Source organism: Mycolicibacterium hodleri, from assembly GCF_025822245.1.
Classification (GTDB): Bacteria; Actinomycetota; Actinomycetes; order Mycobacteriales; family Mycobacteriaceae; genus Mycobacterium; species Mycobacterium hodleri.
Genome location: NZ_JACKTL010000026.1, coordinates 342,516 through 357,975 on the forward strand (window position 1 = coordinate 342,516; position 15,460 = coordinate 357,975).

12 protein-coding genes and 1 pseudogene are annotated in these 15,460 nt (G+C 68.8%); 7 read left to right on the top strand and 6 right to left on the bottom strand.

Annotated elements, in window-relative coordinates; all coding sequences use genetic code 11:
• The first annotated feature begins 242 nt into the window (after nt 1-242).
• The 6 genes from H7J06_RS09840 to H7J06_RS09865 are packed head-to-tail and all read left to right on the top strand — an operon-like array spanning nt 243 to nt 3,534.
• Complete coding sequence (locus H7J06_RS09840; RefSeq protein WP_264038566.1) at nt 243-755, top strand: DUF1097 domain-containing protein; 513 nt, start codon at nt 243-245, stop codon at nt 753-755.
• Nucleotides 752-1,513 (top strand): nitrile hydratase subunit beta, encoded by a 762-nt coding sequence (gene nthB / locus H7J06_RS09845; protein ID WP_264038567.1) that lies wholly within the window; start codon nt 752-754, stop codon nt 1,511-1,513. Before H7J06_RS09840 ends, nthB begins: the two co-directional genes overlap by 4 nt.
• A complete protein-coding gene (nthA, locus tag H7J06_RS09850) occupies nt 1,510-2,151 on the top strand; it encodes a nitrile hydratase subunit alpha (protein WP_264038568.1) in 642 nt (213 codons plus the stop codon). Before nthB ends, nthA begins: the two co-directional genes overlap by 4 nt.
• Entirely contained in the window at nt 2,148-2,498 is a 351-nt protein-coding gene (locus H7J06_RS09855; RefSeq protein ID WP_264038569.1) for a nitrile hydratase accessory protein, read from the top strand. The genes nthA and H7J06_RS09855 overlap by 4 nt, the downstream gene beginning before the upstream one ends.
• Nucleotides 2,499-2,512: 14 nt before the next feature.
• Nucleotides 2,513-2,725 carry a CbtB domain-containing protein gene (locus H7J06_RS09860; RefSeq protein ID WP_264038570.1) on the top strand — a complete coding sequence of 71 codons (213 nt, stop codon included), beginning with the start codon at nt 2,513-2,515 and terminating at the stop codon, nt 2,723-2,725.
• Between the two features lie 17 nt (nt 2,726-2,742).
• Nucleotides 2,743-3,534, top strand: a complete 792-nt coding sequence (locus H7J06_RS09865) for a CbtA family protein (RefSeq protein ID WP_264038571.1) — start codon at nt 2,743-2,745, stop codon at nt 3,532-3,534.
• A gap of 12 nt (nt 3,535-3,546) precedes the next feature.
• On the opposite strand, the gene H7J06_RS09870 is transcribed toward H7J06_RS09865, so the two are convergent.
• Entirely contained in the window at nt 3,547-3,942 is a 396-nt protein-coding gene (locus tag H7J06_RS09870) for a MerR family transcriptional regulator (protein ID WP_264038573.1), read from the bottom strand.
• Between the two features lie 88 nt (nt 3,943-4,030).
• Between H7J06_RS09870 and H7J06_RS09875 the strand changes: the two genes are divergently transcribed.
• Complete coding sequence (locus H7J06_RS09875) at nt 4,031-4,855, top strand: TIGR03619 family F420-dependent LLM class oxidoreductase (RefSeq protein ID WP_264038574.1); 825 nt, start codon at nt 4,031-4,033, stop codon at nt 4,853-4,855.
• Between the two features lie 23 nt (nt 4,856-4,878).
• Here H7J06_RS09875 and H7J06_RS09880 read toward each other — a convergent pair whose 3' ends face one another.
• The 5 genes and pseudogenes from H7J06_RS09880 to H7J06_RS32350 form a co-directional block, all read right to left on the bottom strand.
• A complete protein-coding gene (locus H7J06_RS09880) occupies nt 4,879-7,017 on the bottom strand; it encodes a DNA gyrase subunit A (protein WP_264038575.1) in 2,139 nt (712 codons plus the stop codon).
• Nucleotides 7,018-7,025: 8 nt separating this feature from the next.
• Nucleotides 7,026-9,059, bottom strand: coding sequence for a toprim domain-containing protein (locus H7J06_RS09885; protein WP_264038576.1), 2,034 nt, complete (start codon nt 9,057-9,059; stop codon nt 7,026-7,028).
• A gap of 297 nt (nt 9,060-9,356) precedes the next feature.
• Nucleotides 9,357-10,163, bottom strand: a complete 807-nt coding sequence (locus H7J06_RS09890) for a bestrophin-like domain (protein ID WP_264038577.1) — start codon at nt 10,161-10,163, stop codon at nt 9,357-9,359.
• Between the two features lie 180 nt (nt 10,164-10,343).
• Nucleotides 10,344-12,748 (bottom strand): annotated as a pseudogene (locus H7J06_RS09895) (excinuclease ABC subunit UvrA).
• A 100-nt stretch (nt 12,749-12,848) separates the two neighbouring features.
• Nucleotides 12,849-15,449 carry a helix-turn-helix transcriptional regulator gene (locus tag H7J06_RS32350; RefSeq protein ID WP_264038578.1) on the bottom strand — a complete coding sequence of 867 codons (2,601 nt, stop codon included), beginning with the start codon at nt 15,447-15,449 and terminating at the stop codon, nt 12,849-12,851.
• Nucleotides 15,450-15,460: the final 11 nt, after the last annotated feature.

Sequence of the window (15,460 nt, forward strand, 5' to 3'; positions counted from 1 at the left end):
CTGCACAGGTCAATGTCGATCTGGGAGAAGCGATCGACATCCACCGGAATCCGAGCCACCGCAACATCGTTCGGGCACTGCGAGCGTCGGATCAAACTAGCGGACTCGTGTTACCGCGACGTTGCGATCAGTCGGCTCTTTCCCGCCAACCCCGCGTCGTCGACGTCGACGACACCCCAAGTTCGGTGTGCCTGACGACAGTCCCCGGGGCTGACACCGCACCATCGTCGAAGGAAGCACGTGTGTCCGAAAAGAATGCTCTGACAATCAGTATCGGCGTCCTCGGCGCCGTCGCGGTATGGCTGACGGCCGAGGTCGTCCAAGTGCCCGTCTGGGTGGTGTTCATCGCCTGGGCGTCGTTCTTCATTCTCGGCGGCGGCCCACGGGGATTGCTTCAATCGGCGGCAAGCAACCTGACCGGCATCGTGATCGCGTCGGTGTGCCTCCTCGTCGCCCAGCAGGCGGAGCTGGGGGTGTGGCTCACCGGCGTCGTCGTCGGTCTCGGGAGCGCACTGATGGTGGCGGTGTCGCGCGTGCCGCTGCTCGCCGCGATCCCCGCGATCGTGTGGGGCTTCGCGTCGACGGTGGGCACCAGCGCGGTCACCGGCAGGGACGTCCTCTACGCCGACTCCGTGGGCAATCCCGTCCTGATGGTTGCGACCGCGATGCTCCTCGGCGGTCTGTTCGGCATTGCGTCGGAGACCTTCGCGAACCTGATCACCACCCGGACCGAGAGTAGGGAAGCCACGGCATGAAGCTCCAACACAACCTGGGAGGGCTCGAGGGGCTCGGGCCCGTCGACTTCGAGAAGAACGTCTTCGTCGAAGAGTGGGAGAAGCGCATCTTCGGCATCCACACCGCGCTGATGGGTCTCAGTGACTCACTGCGACAAGCCCTTCCGGGCTACGACTTGGACGCGGCCGGCACCTCGTTCCGGACCACCTGGACCTGGGCGGACCTTCGCAAAGGCGCCGAGGCGATGAATCCGTTCGACTACTTCAAGTACCGCTACTACGAGAAGTGGCTCGGCGGCATCAGCGCCTACTGTGTCGAGCAGGGCTACCTCACCGCCGACGAGCTCTCCTCGGCGATCGGAGAATTCCGTAGTCAGGCCGACGCGCTGCTCCCCGACGGCGTCGATGCCATCGACGAGCAGGTGATTCGCTATCTGCGCGAGGGTGATTCACCGCGGCGCGGCCCCGCGACACCGGAGTTCTCGGTGGGCGACACCGTGCTGATCGCCAATCCGCCCACGGGTGACCACACCCGGCTCCCCGGCTATCTGCGGGGACATCGGGGCGTCGTCGAATCCGTCGCCGAGGGCAACTACGCGTACTTCTGTTCGACAGGTGCCGACGGTCTCGGGGACCCGGTGCCGGTGTACGTCGTCCGCTTCGACGCCGTCGACCTCTGGGGCGCCACGGCGGAGGGTCACCCCAGCCCGTTGTACGCCGAGCTCTACGAGCCGTATCTGACCGCCGTCACCAACGCCGAGGAGGCACCCACATCATGACCGATCGATTCGACTATCCGCCGGATCGCGAAAGCGAGAGCGCGGCGAAGGTTCAAGCGCTGGAGGCACTCTTGATCGAGAAGGGCGTCATCACGCCCACCACGGTCGACAAGGTGCTCGGCTACTTCGAGTCGGAGATGACGCCGCTGAACGGTCAGAAGATCGTCGCCAGGGCGTGGGTCGACCCCGAGTTCGCCGAGCTGCTGGCGCGCGACGCACCCGCGGCCATCGCACAGCTCGACCTCCCCGACGGGATGGCGGGCGCGGAAGGGGAGCACATCGCCGCGGTGGTCAACGAGCCCGGAGTACACAACCTCGTCATCTGCACGCTGTGCTCGTGCTTCCCGTGGCCGGTGCTCGGGCTGCCGCCCTACTGGTACAAGGATCCGGTCTTCAGGGCCAGGGCGGCGCGGGAACCACGGGCCGTCCTCACCGAACTCGGGGTGCCCCTGGACGAGGACACCGAGGTCCGCATCTGGGATTCCAGCGGCCACTCACGATGGTTCGTCGTCCCCAGCCGACCCGAGGGGACCGACGGTTGGTCCGAGCAGCAGCTCGCCGAACTCGTCACCACCGAGGCCATGATCGGTGTGGCCGTCGTCGAACCCCCCGCTGTCACCGTGGGGAGCAACGCATGACCACCAGCGACGTCGAATACGACGAGACGGGCAAGGTCCGCTTCCACGACAGCTGCGTGACCGACACGAATCAGCCCACCTTCCAGGCGGAATGGCAGCGGCGCGCATTCGGTCTGGCGGTGGCGCTGTCGGAGTTCGACCACTACGACTGGGACGACTTTCAGGGCGAACTGATCAAGGCCATCGGCGCGTGGGAGACGCAGGACGACGCCTCGGCGTCCTGGGAGTACTACGACCACTGGGTGGCGGCGCTGCAGCGCGTGGTCGACGACCACGGCCTGCTCGCCGACGGCTACGTCGGTCCCCGGGAACGGGACCATCAGCTCGACCACGACCACGACCACTAACGAATCGAGAAGCCATGTCGCACAGCACTGTCCTGACCACGGGAGTCGAGATCCCGTCACTTCCCCTGGGCAAGATCGCACCATGGGCCGTCCTCTACGGGCTGGTCGCGATCCTCGCCCTGTACTTCGTCAGCACCGAACAGGGGGCGCTGTCGATGTTCTCGGGCACCGAGATCCACGAATGGGTGCACGACGCCAGGCACCTTCTCGGCTACCCGTGCCACTAGAGCGCGCAGGAGCAGACGTGAACGCACGCGCCTTCTTGATCCGTGGACTGCTCGCCGGTCTGCTGGCCGGCTTCGCAGCCTTCGGGGTCGCCTTCGTCGTCGGTGAGCCCTCGGTGGACAAGGCCATCGCCATCGAGGAGGCGGGCTCGGCGCCCGCCATCGCGGATCACCACGGCCAGGCCGAGGCCGCCGAGCCCGGTCATACCCACGGCGAGGTAGCCGTCGTCAGCCGGCAGGACCAGTCGACGTGGGGCCTGCTGACCGGAACGGTGACCGTCGGCGTCACGATCGGTGGTCTCTTGGCCCTGGTGGCAGCCGGGGTGATGGGTCGCGTCGGCCGCCTCTCACCGGCGACGTCCACCGCGGTGGTAGCCGGAATCGGTTACGTGTCAGTCGCCTTGGTGCCGTTCCTGAAGTACCCGGCCGCACCGCCGGCCGTGGGCGATCCCGACACCATCGTCCAGCGCACCGCGCTGTACTTCGCGTTCGTCCTGATCTCACTCGGCGCGGCGGCGGTCTGCACCGGCGCGGCCTTACGGCTGCGCGGCGCGTGGGGGAGTCAGGCGGCGGTGCTCGTCGGTGTCGGTGGCTACCTGGCGATCGTGGCGATCGCGGGCGCACTGATGCCGTCGGTCGACGAGATCGGAACCTTTCCCGGGGACGTGCTCTGGGACTTCCGGCTCGGGTCGATCTTCACCTCCGCTGCGCTGTGGGCCACCGTCGGTGGGGCGCTGGTCGTGATGGTCGGCCGACTCCACGCCGAGCACCTGGCGTTGCAGGCGCGTCGCGAATTCGCCCGCAGCCTGTGAGCAGGCGCGAGCTCAGTCCCGCCGCGCCGCGTGGGTGGCGGTGAGATAGCGGTCCAACGTGTCACGGCTGGCGGACAGGTGGCGGATGCGCTCGTCGAGCCGGTTCATCTCGTGGGCCAGCGTGCTCAGGATCTCGGGGCACGGGTCGATCGTCGGCTCGCTCCCGTGCGCGCAGGGGAGGATCTGACGAATGGTGTCGGTGGGCAGGCCTGCGTCGAGCAATCCACGGATCTGGGCGACCGTGGTCACGGCGTCCGGGCAGTACTGCCGGTACCCGTTGTCGGCGCGGACGGGGTCCAACAAGCCCTGTTGCTCGTAGTAGCGCAGCATCCGCGCAGAGGCACCCGACCTCCGTGACAGCTCACCGATGGAGATGGCCGTCGGGGACGCGGGGGTTGACCTTGACATAGATGTCAGACTCTAGCATTCGCGTCATGAGAACACATCGGCTCAACCGTCCTCAGTACCCGGCAGAGTCGAACGAAGCTGGTGCCGAATGAGATTGAGCGTCGCACTGTCCAACGACGAGACCGGCGTCGACCCGCAGTCAATCGTGGCCCAAGCGCGCCTGGCGGAGGAGTTGGGATACGCCGGGGTGTGGGTGCCCGACCACCTACTGCCGCCCGAGCAGTACGGCGACGTCTACGGCGGCGTGTACGAGGCCTTGATGCTGCTGTCCCACGTGGCCGCGGTGACGACGCGGGTCACGTTGGGGACGACGGTGATCATCGTGCCGCTGCGGGAGCCGGTGCTGTTGGCCAAGCAGCTCTCCACCCTGGAGCGCCTGGCGCCCGGACGGGTGGTCTTCGGTGTCGGCGTCGGCTGGGACGCGAGCGAGTTCGACGCCGTCGGTGTTCCCTTCGCGGAGCGGGGCGCACGAACTGACGAGACGATCGAGTTGATTCAGGCGGTGCATCGGGGAGACAGGCCTGCGGAGAACCACTTCTTCGGGTCAGCCGCCGGCGTCTTCGAACCCCGGCCGTCCGCGCCGATCCCCGTCATGGTCGGCGGTATGACCGGCCCCGCGTTCCGCCGGGCCGCGCGCGTCGCCGATCGCTGGCAGGCGTTCGGACTCACCCCGCAGGAATTCCGCACCAAGCGTGAGGAATTGGACCGGATGGCGGCGCCGCGCCGGATCTCCGCGGGCATCATGCTCTCACGGGCGAGCAGCCAGGAGAGCGTCGCGGAACTACTCGTTCGCCTAGGCGCCTACGAGGAGGCGGGTGCCGACGAGGTGACGATCCACTTCGGGTCCAGCGCGCAGACATCGGCGCCCATGACCGAACTGATGGAGCGGTGGCGGGCCGGTCACCGGTCCTGAGCACCGCGCCGATGCCCTACACGTCAGCCCGCCGGCGTCACGTCCGCACCCGAGCCCTTGATCGACGCCTTGGCGCGCTTCTCGGCCCGGACAGCCCTGGTGCCGCGCACGAAACCGGTCGCCGAGACTGCGGCCGCCATCAGCGCCGCCTCGCCCGCGGTGAACGGGTGGAAGCCGACGCCGGCTCCGCCGCGGCCCTTCACCGGGATGTCGGCGACTTCGGTGACTTTCCAAGCCTTTTCGGAGATCGACAGGATGGCCTCGCCGTTCTCACACGTCAGCGGCAACGCGGCTATCACCTCGTCGCCGTCGGCGGCCAGCTTCACCCCGGCCACGCCGTTGCCGGCCGCGCCCTGCGGATTCACCGCGGCGGGGTCGATGCGCAGCACTTTGCCGCGACGGGTCACCAACGCCAGGTGGGAGCCGGGCGACAGCACGCCGGACCGCACCAGCCCGGTGATGTCCGGTGCCACCGGGATGTCGCGGATCTTGTATGGCAGCCCGCCCCCGGTGGTGAACTTGATTCGCCCGTCGGCCCACGCCGCCCAACCGAGCCCCGAGGTCAGCAGCTCGCCGTGGCTGTCGGAGAAGACACCCCGGTCGTCGAGTCGCCACGCGGCGTTGGTCTTTCGCTCGCGCGCACCGTCCTCGTCCGAACTGGACGTCACCGGCACCGCTTCGAGGTCCAGCACCGTACGTCGGTCGAACTCGGGGCCCTTGAACAGCTTGGCGGTCTCGACGAGCTCCTTGTCGATCACCACCCGGCGCGCGTCGGGGTTGCCCACCAACTCGGTCAGCTCGGCGAACTCGGCGTCCAGCTTCTCCGCCTCGGCCTGCAGCTCGATCACGTCGAGTTTTGTCAGACGCCGAAGTTGCAGCGCGAGAACGTAATCGGCCTGCACGGCATCGATCCCGAAACGCTCCTGCAGCCCCTGGCGGGCTTCGTCGACGGTGTCGGAACCGCGGATCACCGCCACCGCGGCGTCGATGTCCAGGTGGATGGTCATCAGGCCGGTCACCAGGTGGCGCCGGTCGGTGACCTTGTCCAGCCGATACTCGCTGCGCCGCAACACCACTGAATCGCGCAGGTGCAGGAAGGCGCCGATCAGCTCACGCACCGTCCACCAGCGCGGCACCCGGTCCTCGTCGAGCGCGACCAGGCTCGCCGCGAACGTCGACTCCAGCGGTGTCAGGGCGAGCAGCTGGTCACGGATCGTCTCGGCACTGTGGCCACGTTTGGCGGTGACCACGATGCGCAGCCCGTTGCGGCGGTCGGTCAGGTCGGACATGTCGGCGACACCCGACATCTCTCCCGATTCGACCAGCGCCCGGATGCGTTCTTGCACGGTGTTACTCGCGACACCGGGCGGCAGCTCGGTGACGACGACGTTCTTCCCGTCGACCGACACCGTGCCGCGGACCGTGAGCTGCCCGCGCCCGGTGGTGATGTACTCCCGCAGTCCGGCCGTGCCCACCACGGTGGCGCCGCAGCCCCAGTCGGGGCCGGGAATGAGTTTCATCAACCTGTCGTCGGTCATGTTCGGGGTCTTCAGTAGTGCCCGGCAAGCGGCCATGATCTCGCGCGGATTGTGCGCGGGCACCTTGGTGGCCCAGCCCTCGGCGATGCCGACGGCACCGTTGCACAGCAGCACCGGCCACTGCGCGGGCAGAACCGTCGGCTCGATCCATTCCCCGTCGAACGTCGGGACCATCGGCACCGCATGGTCGTTCAGTTCGGCCGTCAGTGCCGCACCGGGTGCCGACAACCGCATCTCGGTGTAGCGATCGGCGGCGGGGATGTCGCCCTGGATGCGAGGGAAAGCGCCCTGTCCGTCGATGACCTTCACACGCTGGAACTCGGCGGCCATCAGCGCCGCCGCCCCGTACATCGACGCGCCGCCGTGGGGGTGCAGATTGCCGGTGACGGCCGAACAGACCTTGGAGGACTTCTGCGGCTTGTTTCCCGGCAGCAGTCGGGAGTCGTGCATCTGATAGAGCAGTCGGCGCTGGCCGGGCTTGAGCCCGTCGAACGCGGACGGGATGGCGCGGTCGCTGACGCTGTAGAGCGCGAAGGTCAGCTGGTAGTGGTTCCAGTAGTCGTCGGCGCTCTGGTCGAGCACCAGGTCCGGATTCTGCTCGGGAACGTCCAGGGTGGCGGTCACGGGTTCTCCTAGCTGAGGTCGAGCGCAAGGGTGTCGACGCGGGAGGCGACATCGGCCATCCACGTGCGCCGGCCCTCCGGCGGTCCGCCGAACAGGGTGTGGTGCAATTTCGGATCGCCGTCGTCGAGGTGGACTCGAATCACGGTGCGCCGCTCGGGATCCAGCACGGTGTTCCAGAAGTCGTCGGCGTCCATCTCGCCGAGGCCCTTGTTGCGCTGGACCTCCACCTTGCGTTTGGAGGTGGCCTTCAATTGGGCCACCGCAGCATCACGCTCGGACTCGTCCTGGCAGTAGATCCGCTCCTGCCCGTCCTTGACCACGAACAGCGGCGGCAACGTCACGTAGACCATTCCGGCCTTCACCAACGGCCGATAGAAGTCCAGGAACATCGAGATGAGGCTGGAGTTGATGTTGCCGCCGTCGGGGTCGGCGTCGGAGGCGAACAGGATGCGGTCGTACCGGCAGGACTCCGGGTCGCAGTTGTCGCGCACGCCGCAGCCCAGGATGCGCTCGATCGAGTCGAATTCGTCCTTGATCCGCGCCTTGTTCAGCGTGAATCCGTAGACGTTTGGCGGCTTGCCCTTCAGAGGGAACGCCGCCTGGAAGGTGGCGTCGCGGGCGGCCTTGATCGTGCCCAGCGCCGAATCGCCCTCGCACAGGAACAGCTCGGCGCCCGAGCCGCGGCCGGTTTCCCGGCTGGGTAGCAGCTTCGGCGGCAGCGACAGGTTCGTGCCGAGGCCCTTGGCCTTCGACGCCGCCCGGGACCTGGCCTTGGCGCCCTCGGCGCTGCGGCGCGCCCTGGCCGCCTCCAGCGCCAGCTGGGTCCACCGCGACACTGCCTCGCCGTTGCCGGGGTTGGCGGCCCAGATGGTGACGCTGCGCGCCACGTCCGGCGCCATCGCGACGTTCAGCGAGCGCGACGACACCGCGGTCTTGGCTTGGGAGTCCCAGGACACGTCCGGTGCGCGAGTGTCCACGGCGAGTGCGGTCACGGCCGCGAAGTCCTGCGCCTCCGGCCCGTCCTCGCCCTTGGCCAGGCCCAGGTCGCGGATGCGCGACGCGCGGTCGGCCAGCGCCTCGGACAAGCCCTTCACCGCGGCGGTCAAATGAGATCCGCCACCGGGGGTGCGCACGGTGTTGCAGAACGCGGCGACGGTGGCCGGTTCGGCGGGGCCCGCGGTCAGCGACCAGCGGAACGGGGTGGGTCCACGACCGGTCGTGTAGTCGCCGCGGCCGTCGACCACGGCGCGTACGCCGGGCACGGGGGTGCCGGCGGCGACGCACATGAGGTCCAGGAGGGTGTCGGTGCCCCACGGTCCGCGGAACGGCTCGAGCAGTTCGGGCCGGACCTCGTCGCCGGGCCAACCCTCGTCGGCGACGAGCAGGTGCACGCCGGGGGACATCCGTGCGGCCGCGTGCGCCCGCAGCAGGACCTCGTTGACGTCGACGGTGGAATCCGGCACCACCGCCGCGTCGAACAGGATGCGGACGGTCGTGCCGTGTGCGTCGGGTTGGCGATTGCCGGAGCCGCGCAACTTCTGGGCGTCGGCGCGGGTGAACGGGGCGTCGGCGTCGAAGTCCTTGCCCTCGAACACGCCCGGATAGCCGCCGCCGAAGCTCTGCAGATAGGTCTTGCCGGCCCGGCGCACCGTCACGTCGGTGCGCGCGGAGATGAAGACCGCAGCGGCGGCGCCGATTCCGTTCAGGCCGGCACCCGTGCTGGTCGCGTCGGCGTGGGCGTCGAACTTGCCGCCCGCCCGCGCGGTACCGAGGGTCTTGACGATGCCGTTCTTGCCGTTGACCGGGTCGGAGTCGACGGGCAGGCCGCGGCCGTCGTCGGCGACGCTGACCGAGCCGTCGGCGTGCAGGGTGATGGTGACCGTCGATCCGCCGTGACTCGGGTCGGCGACCTCCTCGATGGCGTTGTCGACGATCTCGCGCAGCGCGGTGTTGAGCACGTCCAGACCGAGGTTGACCGCCGGCCGCAGGCGTGTGTGCTGGACATCGTCGAGCTCGGTGATGTCGGCGGCGGTGTAACTCACTGCTCGCCCCTTCCATCGGTCTTGGGTGTGCCGCAGGAATCGTAGACGTCCGGTCGGACATCTTCGTGCAGCCGCGGCGGCGTATGAGCAGACTCATATCGCGGCCGGTTTGCGCGTACCGGCCACAGGGGCGGTCGCCGGCTCGTCACCAGGGGTCCTGCCCCACCCGGTCCGGAAGTCTCTATCACCGGCGATATCACCCATGCAGTGATATCGCCGGTGATAGAGACTTGGAGTGCGGGTCCCCACCCGGAGCTGGGCAGGTCAGTCGCAGGCGAACGTCGCAGTTCGCCGCTCCTACGTCGTGGGATCCCCACGCGCGTCGCACGGAGCGGCGTGCCCGTCGTCGATCAGTCGCAACGTCACTCGCATCTGGTCGGGCTGCAGGCTGCCCGACCAGTCGTCGTAGGGATGGTCCAGGAACGCCACGACGAGTAGGGCCGAGGTCACCAACGCCGAGACGAACGCGATGGGCACCGCCTGGATGACGGCGCTCTCACGACGGTCGGCCTGTACGCACATGTAGCTGAGGATGGCTGCTGCGCCGATGCCCAGAACGATCCACAGCGGTGGTGGCACCGAGGGGGCGGCTTCGGCGGAGCGGGCCCGGCGGCCGTCGCGGCGCTGCGCCTGCTGGTCGAACCATTGACCGTAGGCGGCTTCCTGCTTCGCGTTCGTCGGATTGGTGGCCTCGAAGTCGGCGGCCATCGTGTCGACCCAGTTCTGCACCGTCGCAGACGATTCGCCGCGCTCCATGGCCGGCCACTCCTGTGATATCACGGCTCGCGAGTAGCAGATCAGGTCGCCGTGCAGCCGTGTTCCGGTGTGCCCTTCCAGCACGTCGGCCACGTTGTGCAGCTCGGTGACCGAGATGGCCTCCATGGTGCCGCCGTCGCGGGCACGCTGGTAGTTCTGCAGCGCGTAGAAGATGGTGAAGGCCAGCAGCACCGCGAACATGGTGCCGATCACGGTGAGAGCCCCTGCGGCACGGGTGCTGTCGATGAACCAGCCGGGGTCGGGCGCGCGCCTGCGTGCCAGTAGCTTCACCACGACGGCGGTCGTCACCACGATGACGAGCACCGCCACCGCCAACCAGCTCAGCATCGGCCGAGTCCGGCGATCGCTGGAGCGTGAACTCGTTCGACTTGCCGCGCGTGGTTCATGCACACCCATCGGTAAAGGGCGGTGGATCACCGTGACTCACCGCCTGCCGATTGTGGGGGCTGTCGGGCCGGTTGGGTGCAGTAACGCGCTACTGAAGTATGTGGCACCCGCGGGGCTGGACTACTGCACCTTGGCCGGGGGAGTGAGGTAGCGCCCGGTGACGCTGGCCGGGTGGTCGGCGATCTCGGCCGGCGTGCCCGTGGCGACGACGGTTCCGCCCGCGGCACCGCCGCCGGGTCCCATGTCGACGACGTAGTCGGCGTTGGCGATCATGTCGAGGTCGTGCTCGATGACGACGACGGTGGCGCCCTTCGCGCCAAGGCGGTCGACCACCCCGAGCAGAACGCGGACGTCGAGGGGATGCAGGCCGACGCTGGGCTCGTCCAGGACGAACAGCGCGTCGGATTGCTTGCGCCCGAGTTCGGTTGCGAGCTTGAGCCGTTGGGCCTCGCCGCCCGACAACGCCGGGGTGTCCTCGCCGAGGGTCAGGTAACCCAGCCCGAGGTCGACAAGCGTGTGCAGCTTCTTCTGCACCTTCGGCAGATCCTCGGTGACCGGAAGCGCCTGCCTGACGGTGAGGCAGAGCAGTTCGGGCAGCGACAGGCCACCGGGTCGTCGCATGGCTCGCGCCGCCGGGTCGTACCGCGTGCCGTCGCACACCGGGCAGGCAACCTCGACGTCGGGGAGGAACTGCACGTCGAGGGAGATCTCGCCGGTGCCCTCACACCGTGGGCAGCGTAGCGACCCGGTGTTGTAGGAGAAGTCCGACGCGGTGAGGCCGCGCCGCGTCGACTCCGCGAGCGCGGCGTAGGCGCGGCGTAGATCGTCGAGCACACCGCTGTAGGTGGCGACGGTGGACCGTACGTTGGTGCCGATGGGGGTGGCGTCGATGACGTTGACCCGCGCGACGCCCGAGGACTCCACGGAGGAGACGTGCGCGGGCAGCGGCTCACCGGCCGCGGCAGTCTGCAGCGCCGGCACCAGACTCTCCAGGACCAGCGTGGTCTTGCCCGATCCGGACACCCCGGTGACCGCGGTCAGCCGACCCTTGGGGATCTCGACGTCGAGCGCGTGCACCGTGTGAAGCGGGCGAGTGGACAGCCGGATCCGGCCGTGGTCGAACAGCTGCTCGGATGATACGTTGGCGCGCAGGCGAATCGGCTCGGTACCGTCGAGGAATCCGGCGATCAGCGACGACGGGTTGCCCACCAGGTCGGTCAGCGTGCCCTCCGCGAGGAGGGTGCCCCCCTCGCCCCCCGACCCGGGGCCCATCTCGACGAACCAGTCCGCTTCGCGCAGGACCTGGACGTCGTGGTCGACCAGCACGACGGAGTTTCCGTCGCGCAGCAGGTCGCGGATGACGCCGTTGAGGCCGTCGACGTTGGACGGGTGCAGGCCGATCGAGGGCTCGTCGAGGACGTAGAGCACGCCGGTGGTCTGGTTTCTCACCGCGCGGGCGAGCTGAACCCGTTGGCGCTCACCGGTGGACAGCGTCGCGCTGGGCCGGTCCAAGCCCAGATAGCCGAGGCCGAGTTCGATGAGCCTCTCGGCCATCTCGAGGAGCTGACCGACGATCACCGTCGCCATCGTGTGCATCTCTGCGGGCTGGGCGTCGACGACCGTTGGCGCCCAGGCGATCACCGCGTCGAGCGTGTGAGCCGTGGCCTCGGCCAGGTTCAGCCCCTTGACGTGTGTGCCGAGGGCCTGGTCGCTGAGTCTGGTGCCGTGGCACGTGGGGCAGGTGCCGGTGTGGATGAACTTGTTGACCCGGGTGAGGCCGCCCTCGCTGGCGGCTTTGTCGAGTGCTTCCTGCACGGCCAGGCGGGCGTTGCGGTAGGTGAAGTTGACCTCGAACAGCTTGCCGCTCTTCGACGGAACGGTGATGAGGTGCTTCTCGGCGGGGCCGTGCAACACGACGTCGCGTTCCGCATCGGTGAGATCGCGGTAGGGCACGTCGGTCCGCACGCCGAGTTCACCGACCATTTGCGGCATGACGGTCAGGCCCATCATCTTCCAGGGGGCCACTGCGCCGTCGGCGATGGTCTTCGAGGGGTCGGGAACCAGCAGATCGTCGTCGATCACGCGCACCACCCCAGGCCGCCGCAGGTCGGGCACGCGCCGTCGGAGTTGAAGGCGAGCGCTTCGGCACCAGGCGGGGTGAACGTGACGCCGCAGACCGGGCACGTCAGGTCGAGGCCGGCGGCGACGTCGATCGTCGGCTGCTGGCGATGTCCGTTCGGGCAGAGGTGTTCGCCCAGCCGGGAGAACATCAGGCGCAGGACGTTGAGGAGTTCCGTCGAGGTGCCGAACGTGCTGCGGGCGCCGGGAACCCCGAGCCGTTGTCGCAGCGCCAGCGCCGCCGGCACGTGCCGGACGGAGTCGACGGTGGCCTTCGTGGCGTGCGACATCCTGCGGCGGGTGTAGGTCGAAAGTGCCTCGACGTACCGCCGCGATCCCTCGGCGTAGAGCACGCCCATCGCCAGCGACGACTTGCCCGAGCCCGAAACGCCTGCGATGGCCACCATTTGGTGCAGGGGTACGTCGACGTCGACGTCCGCGAGATTGTGGACGCGTGCACCCCGCACCTCGATCGTCGCGGGCCTGTCCTGACCGGACGCGGCCACCTCACGCCTCCGTGCCGCGCATCATCGCGGCGAGACCGGCGCGCCCGTTCACCCCGGCCTTGTTGCTGGCGCGATAGACGTGACTTTCGACCGTCCGTACGGAAAGCGACACCGACTCGGCGATCTGGCGATTGGTCAACCCCTGCGCCACGAGCACCGCGATCTCGCGCTCGCGGCTGCTGAACGGCGGGGTGAAGGAGGCCGCGACCATCGCCGGACTCGTCGCACCGCCGCACGCGGCGGCCAACCGCCGTGATGACGCCGCCGCCGTCATCGCGCTGCCCACCCGGCCCGATCGGCGGTGTGACGTCGCGGCCTGTCCCGCCGCGTCGGCAGCGGTCAGGAGGTCACCCATGTGCTCGAATTCAGCTGCAGTGCGGTCTAGTTCGTCGGCGTCGTCGGCGGCCACCGCGGCGGCGTAGCGCGCCGCGACGGCGGCGCGCGGACCGTCGACCAGCAACGCCAGCTCGGCCAGGCGATCGGCGGCCTCGGTGTCGTCGAACTGCACCGCGGTCTGCAGGCACCACACCTCTCGGGCCAGCTGGTCGTGGCCGCGGGCGTACGCCGCCGCCGTCCTGGCCAACTGACGCGCCTCGCTCACCCGCATCTGAACGGCGGCCACCCAGGCCTCGGTCAACGACTCGCTGGACCCGACGTACACGTAGGCGGGATGCGAATGAGCGCGAGCTGTCTGCAGCGCGCGGTCGGCGGCGTGGCCGTCGCCGGAGCGTGCCAACGCTTGGGCGCGCAGCAGGTGGAATCGGTGAAAGCTGTTGGCCACGTGAAAGCTGTTGGCGGCCAACGAGCTCGCGTCATCGGGCAGATGTAGCAGCGCTGCGCTGAGGTCGCCGGCGGCCAGCATGGCCATCCCGAGGATCTCCGCCGCCACCGCCCGCGCTGCCGCGGGTTCGTCGCGCTGGGCGCGAAAGTTGCGCTCGCCGATCTCGACGGCCTCGGCAATTCGCCCCGCCGCCGTCAGGGCGAACGTGTGGAACTCGGTCACCGGCTGACGGAGGAACTTGCCTTGATCACTGGTCTTCAGCACCCGACCGGCCGCCACCGCCATCTCCGCGGACCGGTCGGTTCTCCCGAGTTCACCGCAGGCCATGCTCTCGGCGCCGTAACCCATCGCGGCGCCGTAGTCGTCGAGATCGTCGTAGGCGACCTCGGCCATGGTCGCCAGCACCTCGAGGGGGCGTGCGGCCATCGCAAGCTGGTTCGCGCGGAACACCAGCAGTTGCTGTCGATGCGCACCGCGGGCGGTCTTGAGTGCCTCGTCGACGAGACGCCACGAACGTTCCGGTGACCGCATCGGCCACAGCAGATTCGACGCGCGCACCACCACCTCGTTGATGAACGCCGACCGCGTGGCCTCGTCGGCCTCCACGTCGTCGAGCACTTCAAGGACGCGATCGCCCTTCTGTGACATGAACAACGAAAAGGCGAGGGATACACGGGCTTCTGGGCCGATGCCCGTGTCGGTCGCGGCGGTGAACAGCCGCTCGGCGGTCTCGAAGTCCAGCAGCGAAATCGCCGCCTGGGCGGCCGACAGCAGGACGTCGGTGTCGCTGGGAAGGTCGGATTCCAACCACAGCAGTCCGCGCTTCATGACCTTCGCGGGACTCCCGCCGTCCTTCATCGCGGTGGCCACCTGGCCACGAAGGCGGCGCAGGCGCGCTGAACCGCACCGGCTCAGGCGCACCTCGGCATACATCGGGTGACCGATGAAGACCTCGTCGCCCGCCGTCCGGATCAATCCGAGCTGCTCGGCGTGCTCGACGGCAATCTGGTCGGCGATCAGCCTCACGCAATGCCAGTCGGCCGGTTCGGAGACGGCGACCAGGTCCACCACGTCGCGCACCTCGACGGGGATGGCGCCGATCTGCGCGTCCACCAGTTCGGCGAGTGATCCCGAGATGGCGACGCTGCCCAGCCACCGCAGGTGTCCCTGGGTGACCACCATGCGCCCGGCCGTGACCTCCTGGTCGACCAGTTCACGGAGGAACAAAGCGTTCCCGGCGGTGAGACGCCACACCGCGTCACCGCATTGCTCATCCGGGGTGGCCCCGAACGCCGCCGCCAGCAGGCGGTCGGTGTCGTGGCGAGTCAACGGCTCGACGTCTCGTCGGCGCAGCGCACCGCTCTGCCACAACGCGGTCACGGCGTCGGGCGCGGGTTCGCCCGTACGCAGGGTGAGGATGACCGTGGCGGTGTGCGATTCGACGAGCTGGTGCACCACCAGGGCCGACAAGTCGTCGAGCAGGTGCGCGTCGTCGACGAACACGACGAGGCGACCCAATTCACCGTCGACGGTGAGGGCGTCGACGACGCGCCGGGCCAAGGCGTGCGGCGCGCCCCCGGCGTCGTCGGTCCACCGAGCGAAGGCACCAAGCGGGATGGCTTGACTGGTCGCGGTGGCGACGATGCTTCGTACACTCCACCCCGCGCCGGCGGCCGCCAGCACCGCTTCGCGGGCCAACCGCGACTTGCCGACCCCGGGCTTGCCCGCGAGTACCACCCCGCGTAGACCGTCGACGGCAAACAAACGGTTGATCTCGGCGACCTCGTCTTTCCGGCCCGTCAGAGGCCAGTGGTCACGCACTAGCGAATATT

What these genes read in the sequence shown, in the direction of transcription:
- nthB (WP_264038567.1), top strand. Translation starts at nt 752, where the DNA reads ATGAAGCTCCAACACAACCTGGGAGGGCTCGAGGGGCTCGGGCCCGTC.
- nthA (WP_264038568.1), top strand. Translation starts at nt 1,510, where the DNA reads ATGACCGATCGATTCGACTATCCGCCGGATCGCGAAAGCGAGAGCGCG.
- H7J06_RS09855 (WP_264038569.1), top strand. Translation starts at nt 2,148, where the DNA reads ATGACCACCAGCGACGTCGAATACGACGAGACGGGCAAGGTCCGCTTC.
- H7J06_RS09860 (WP_264038570.1), top strand. Translation starts at nt 2,513, where the DNA reads ATGTCGCACAGCACTGTCCTGACCACGGGAGTCGAGATCCCGTCACTT.
- H7J06_RS09870 (WP_264038573.1), bottom strand. Translation starts at nt 3,942, where the DNA reads ATGTCAAGGTCAACCCCCGCGTCCCCGACGGCCATCTCCATCGGTGAG.
- H7J06_RS09875 (WP_264038574.1), top strand. Translation starts at nt 4,031, where the DNA reads ATGAGATTGAGCGTCGCACTGTCCAACGACGAGACCGGCGTCGACCCG.
- H7J06_RS09890 (WP_264038577.1), bottom strand. Translation starts at nt 10,163, where the DNA reads ATGCTGAGCTGGTTGGCGGTGGCGGTGCTCGTCATCGTGGTGACGACC.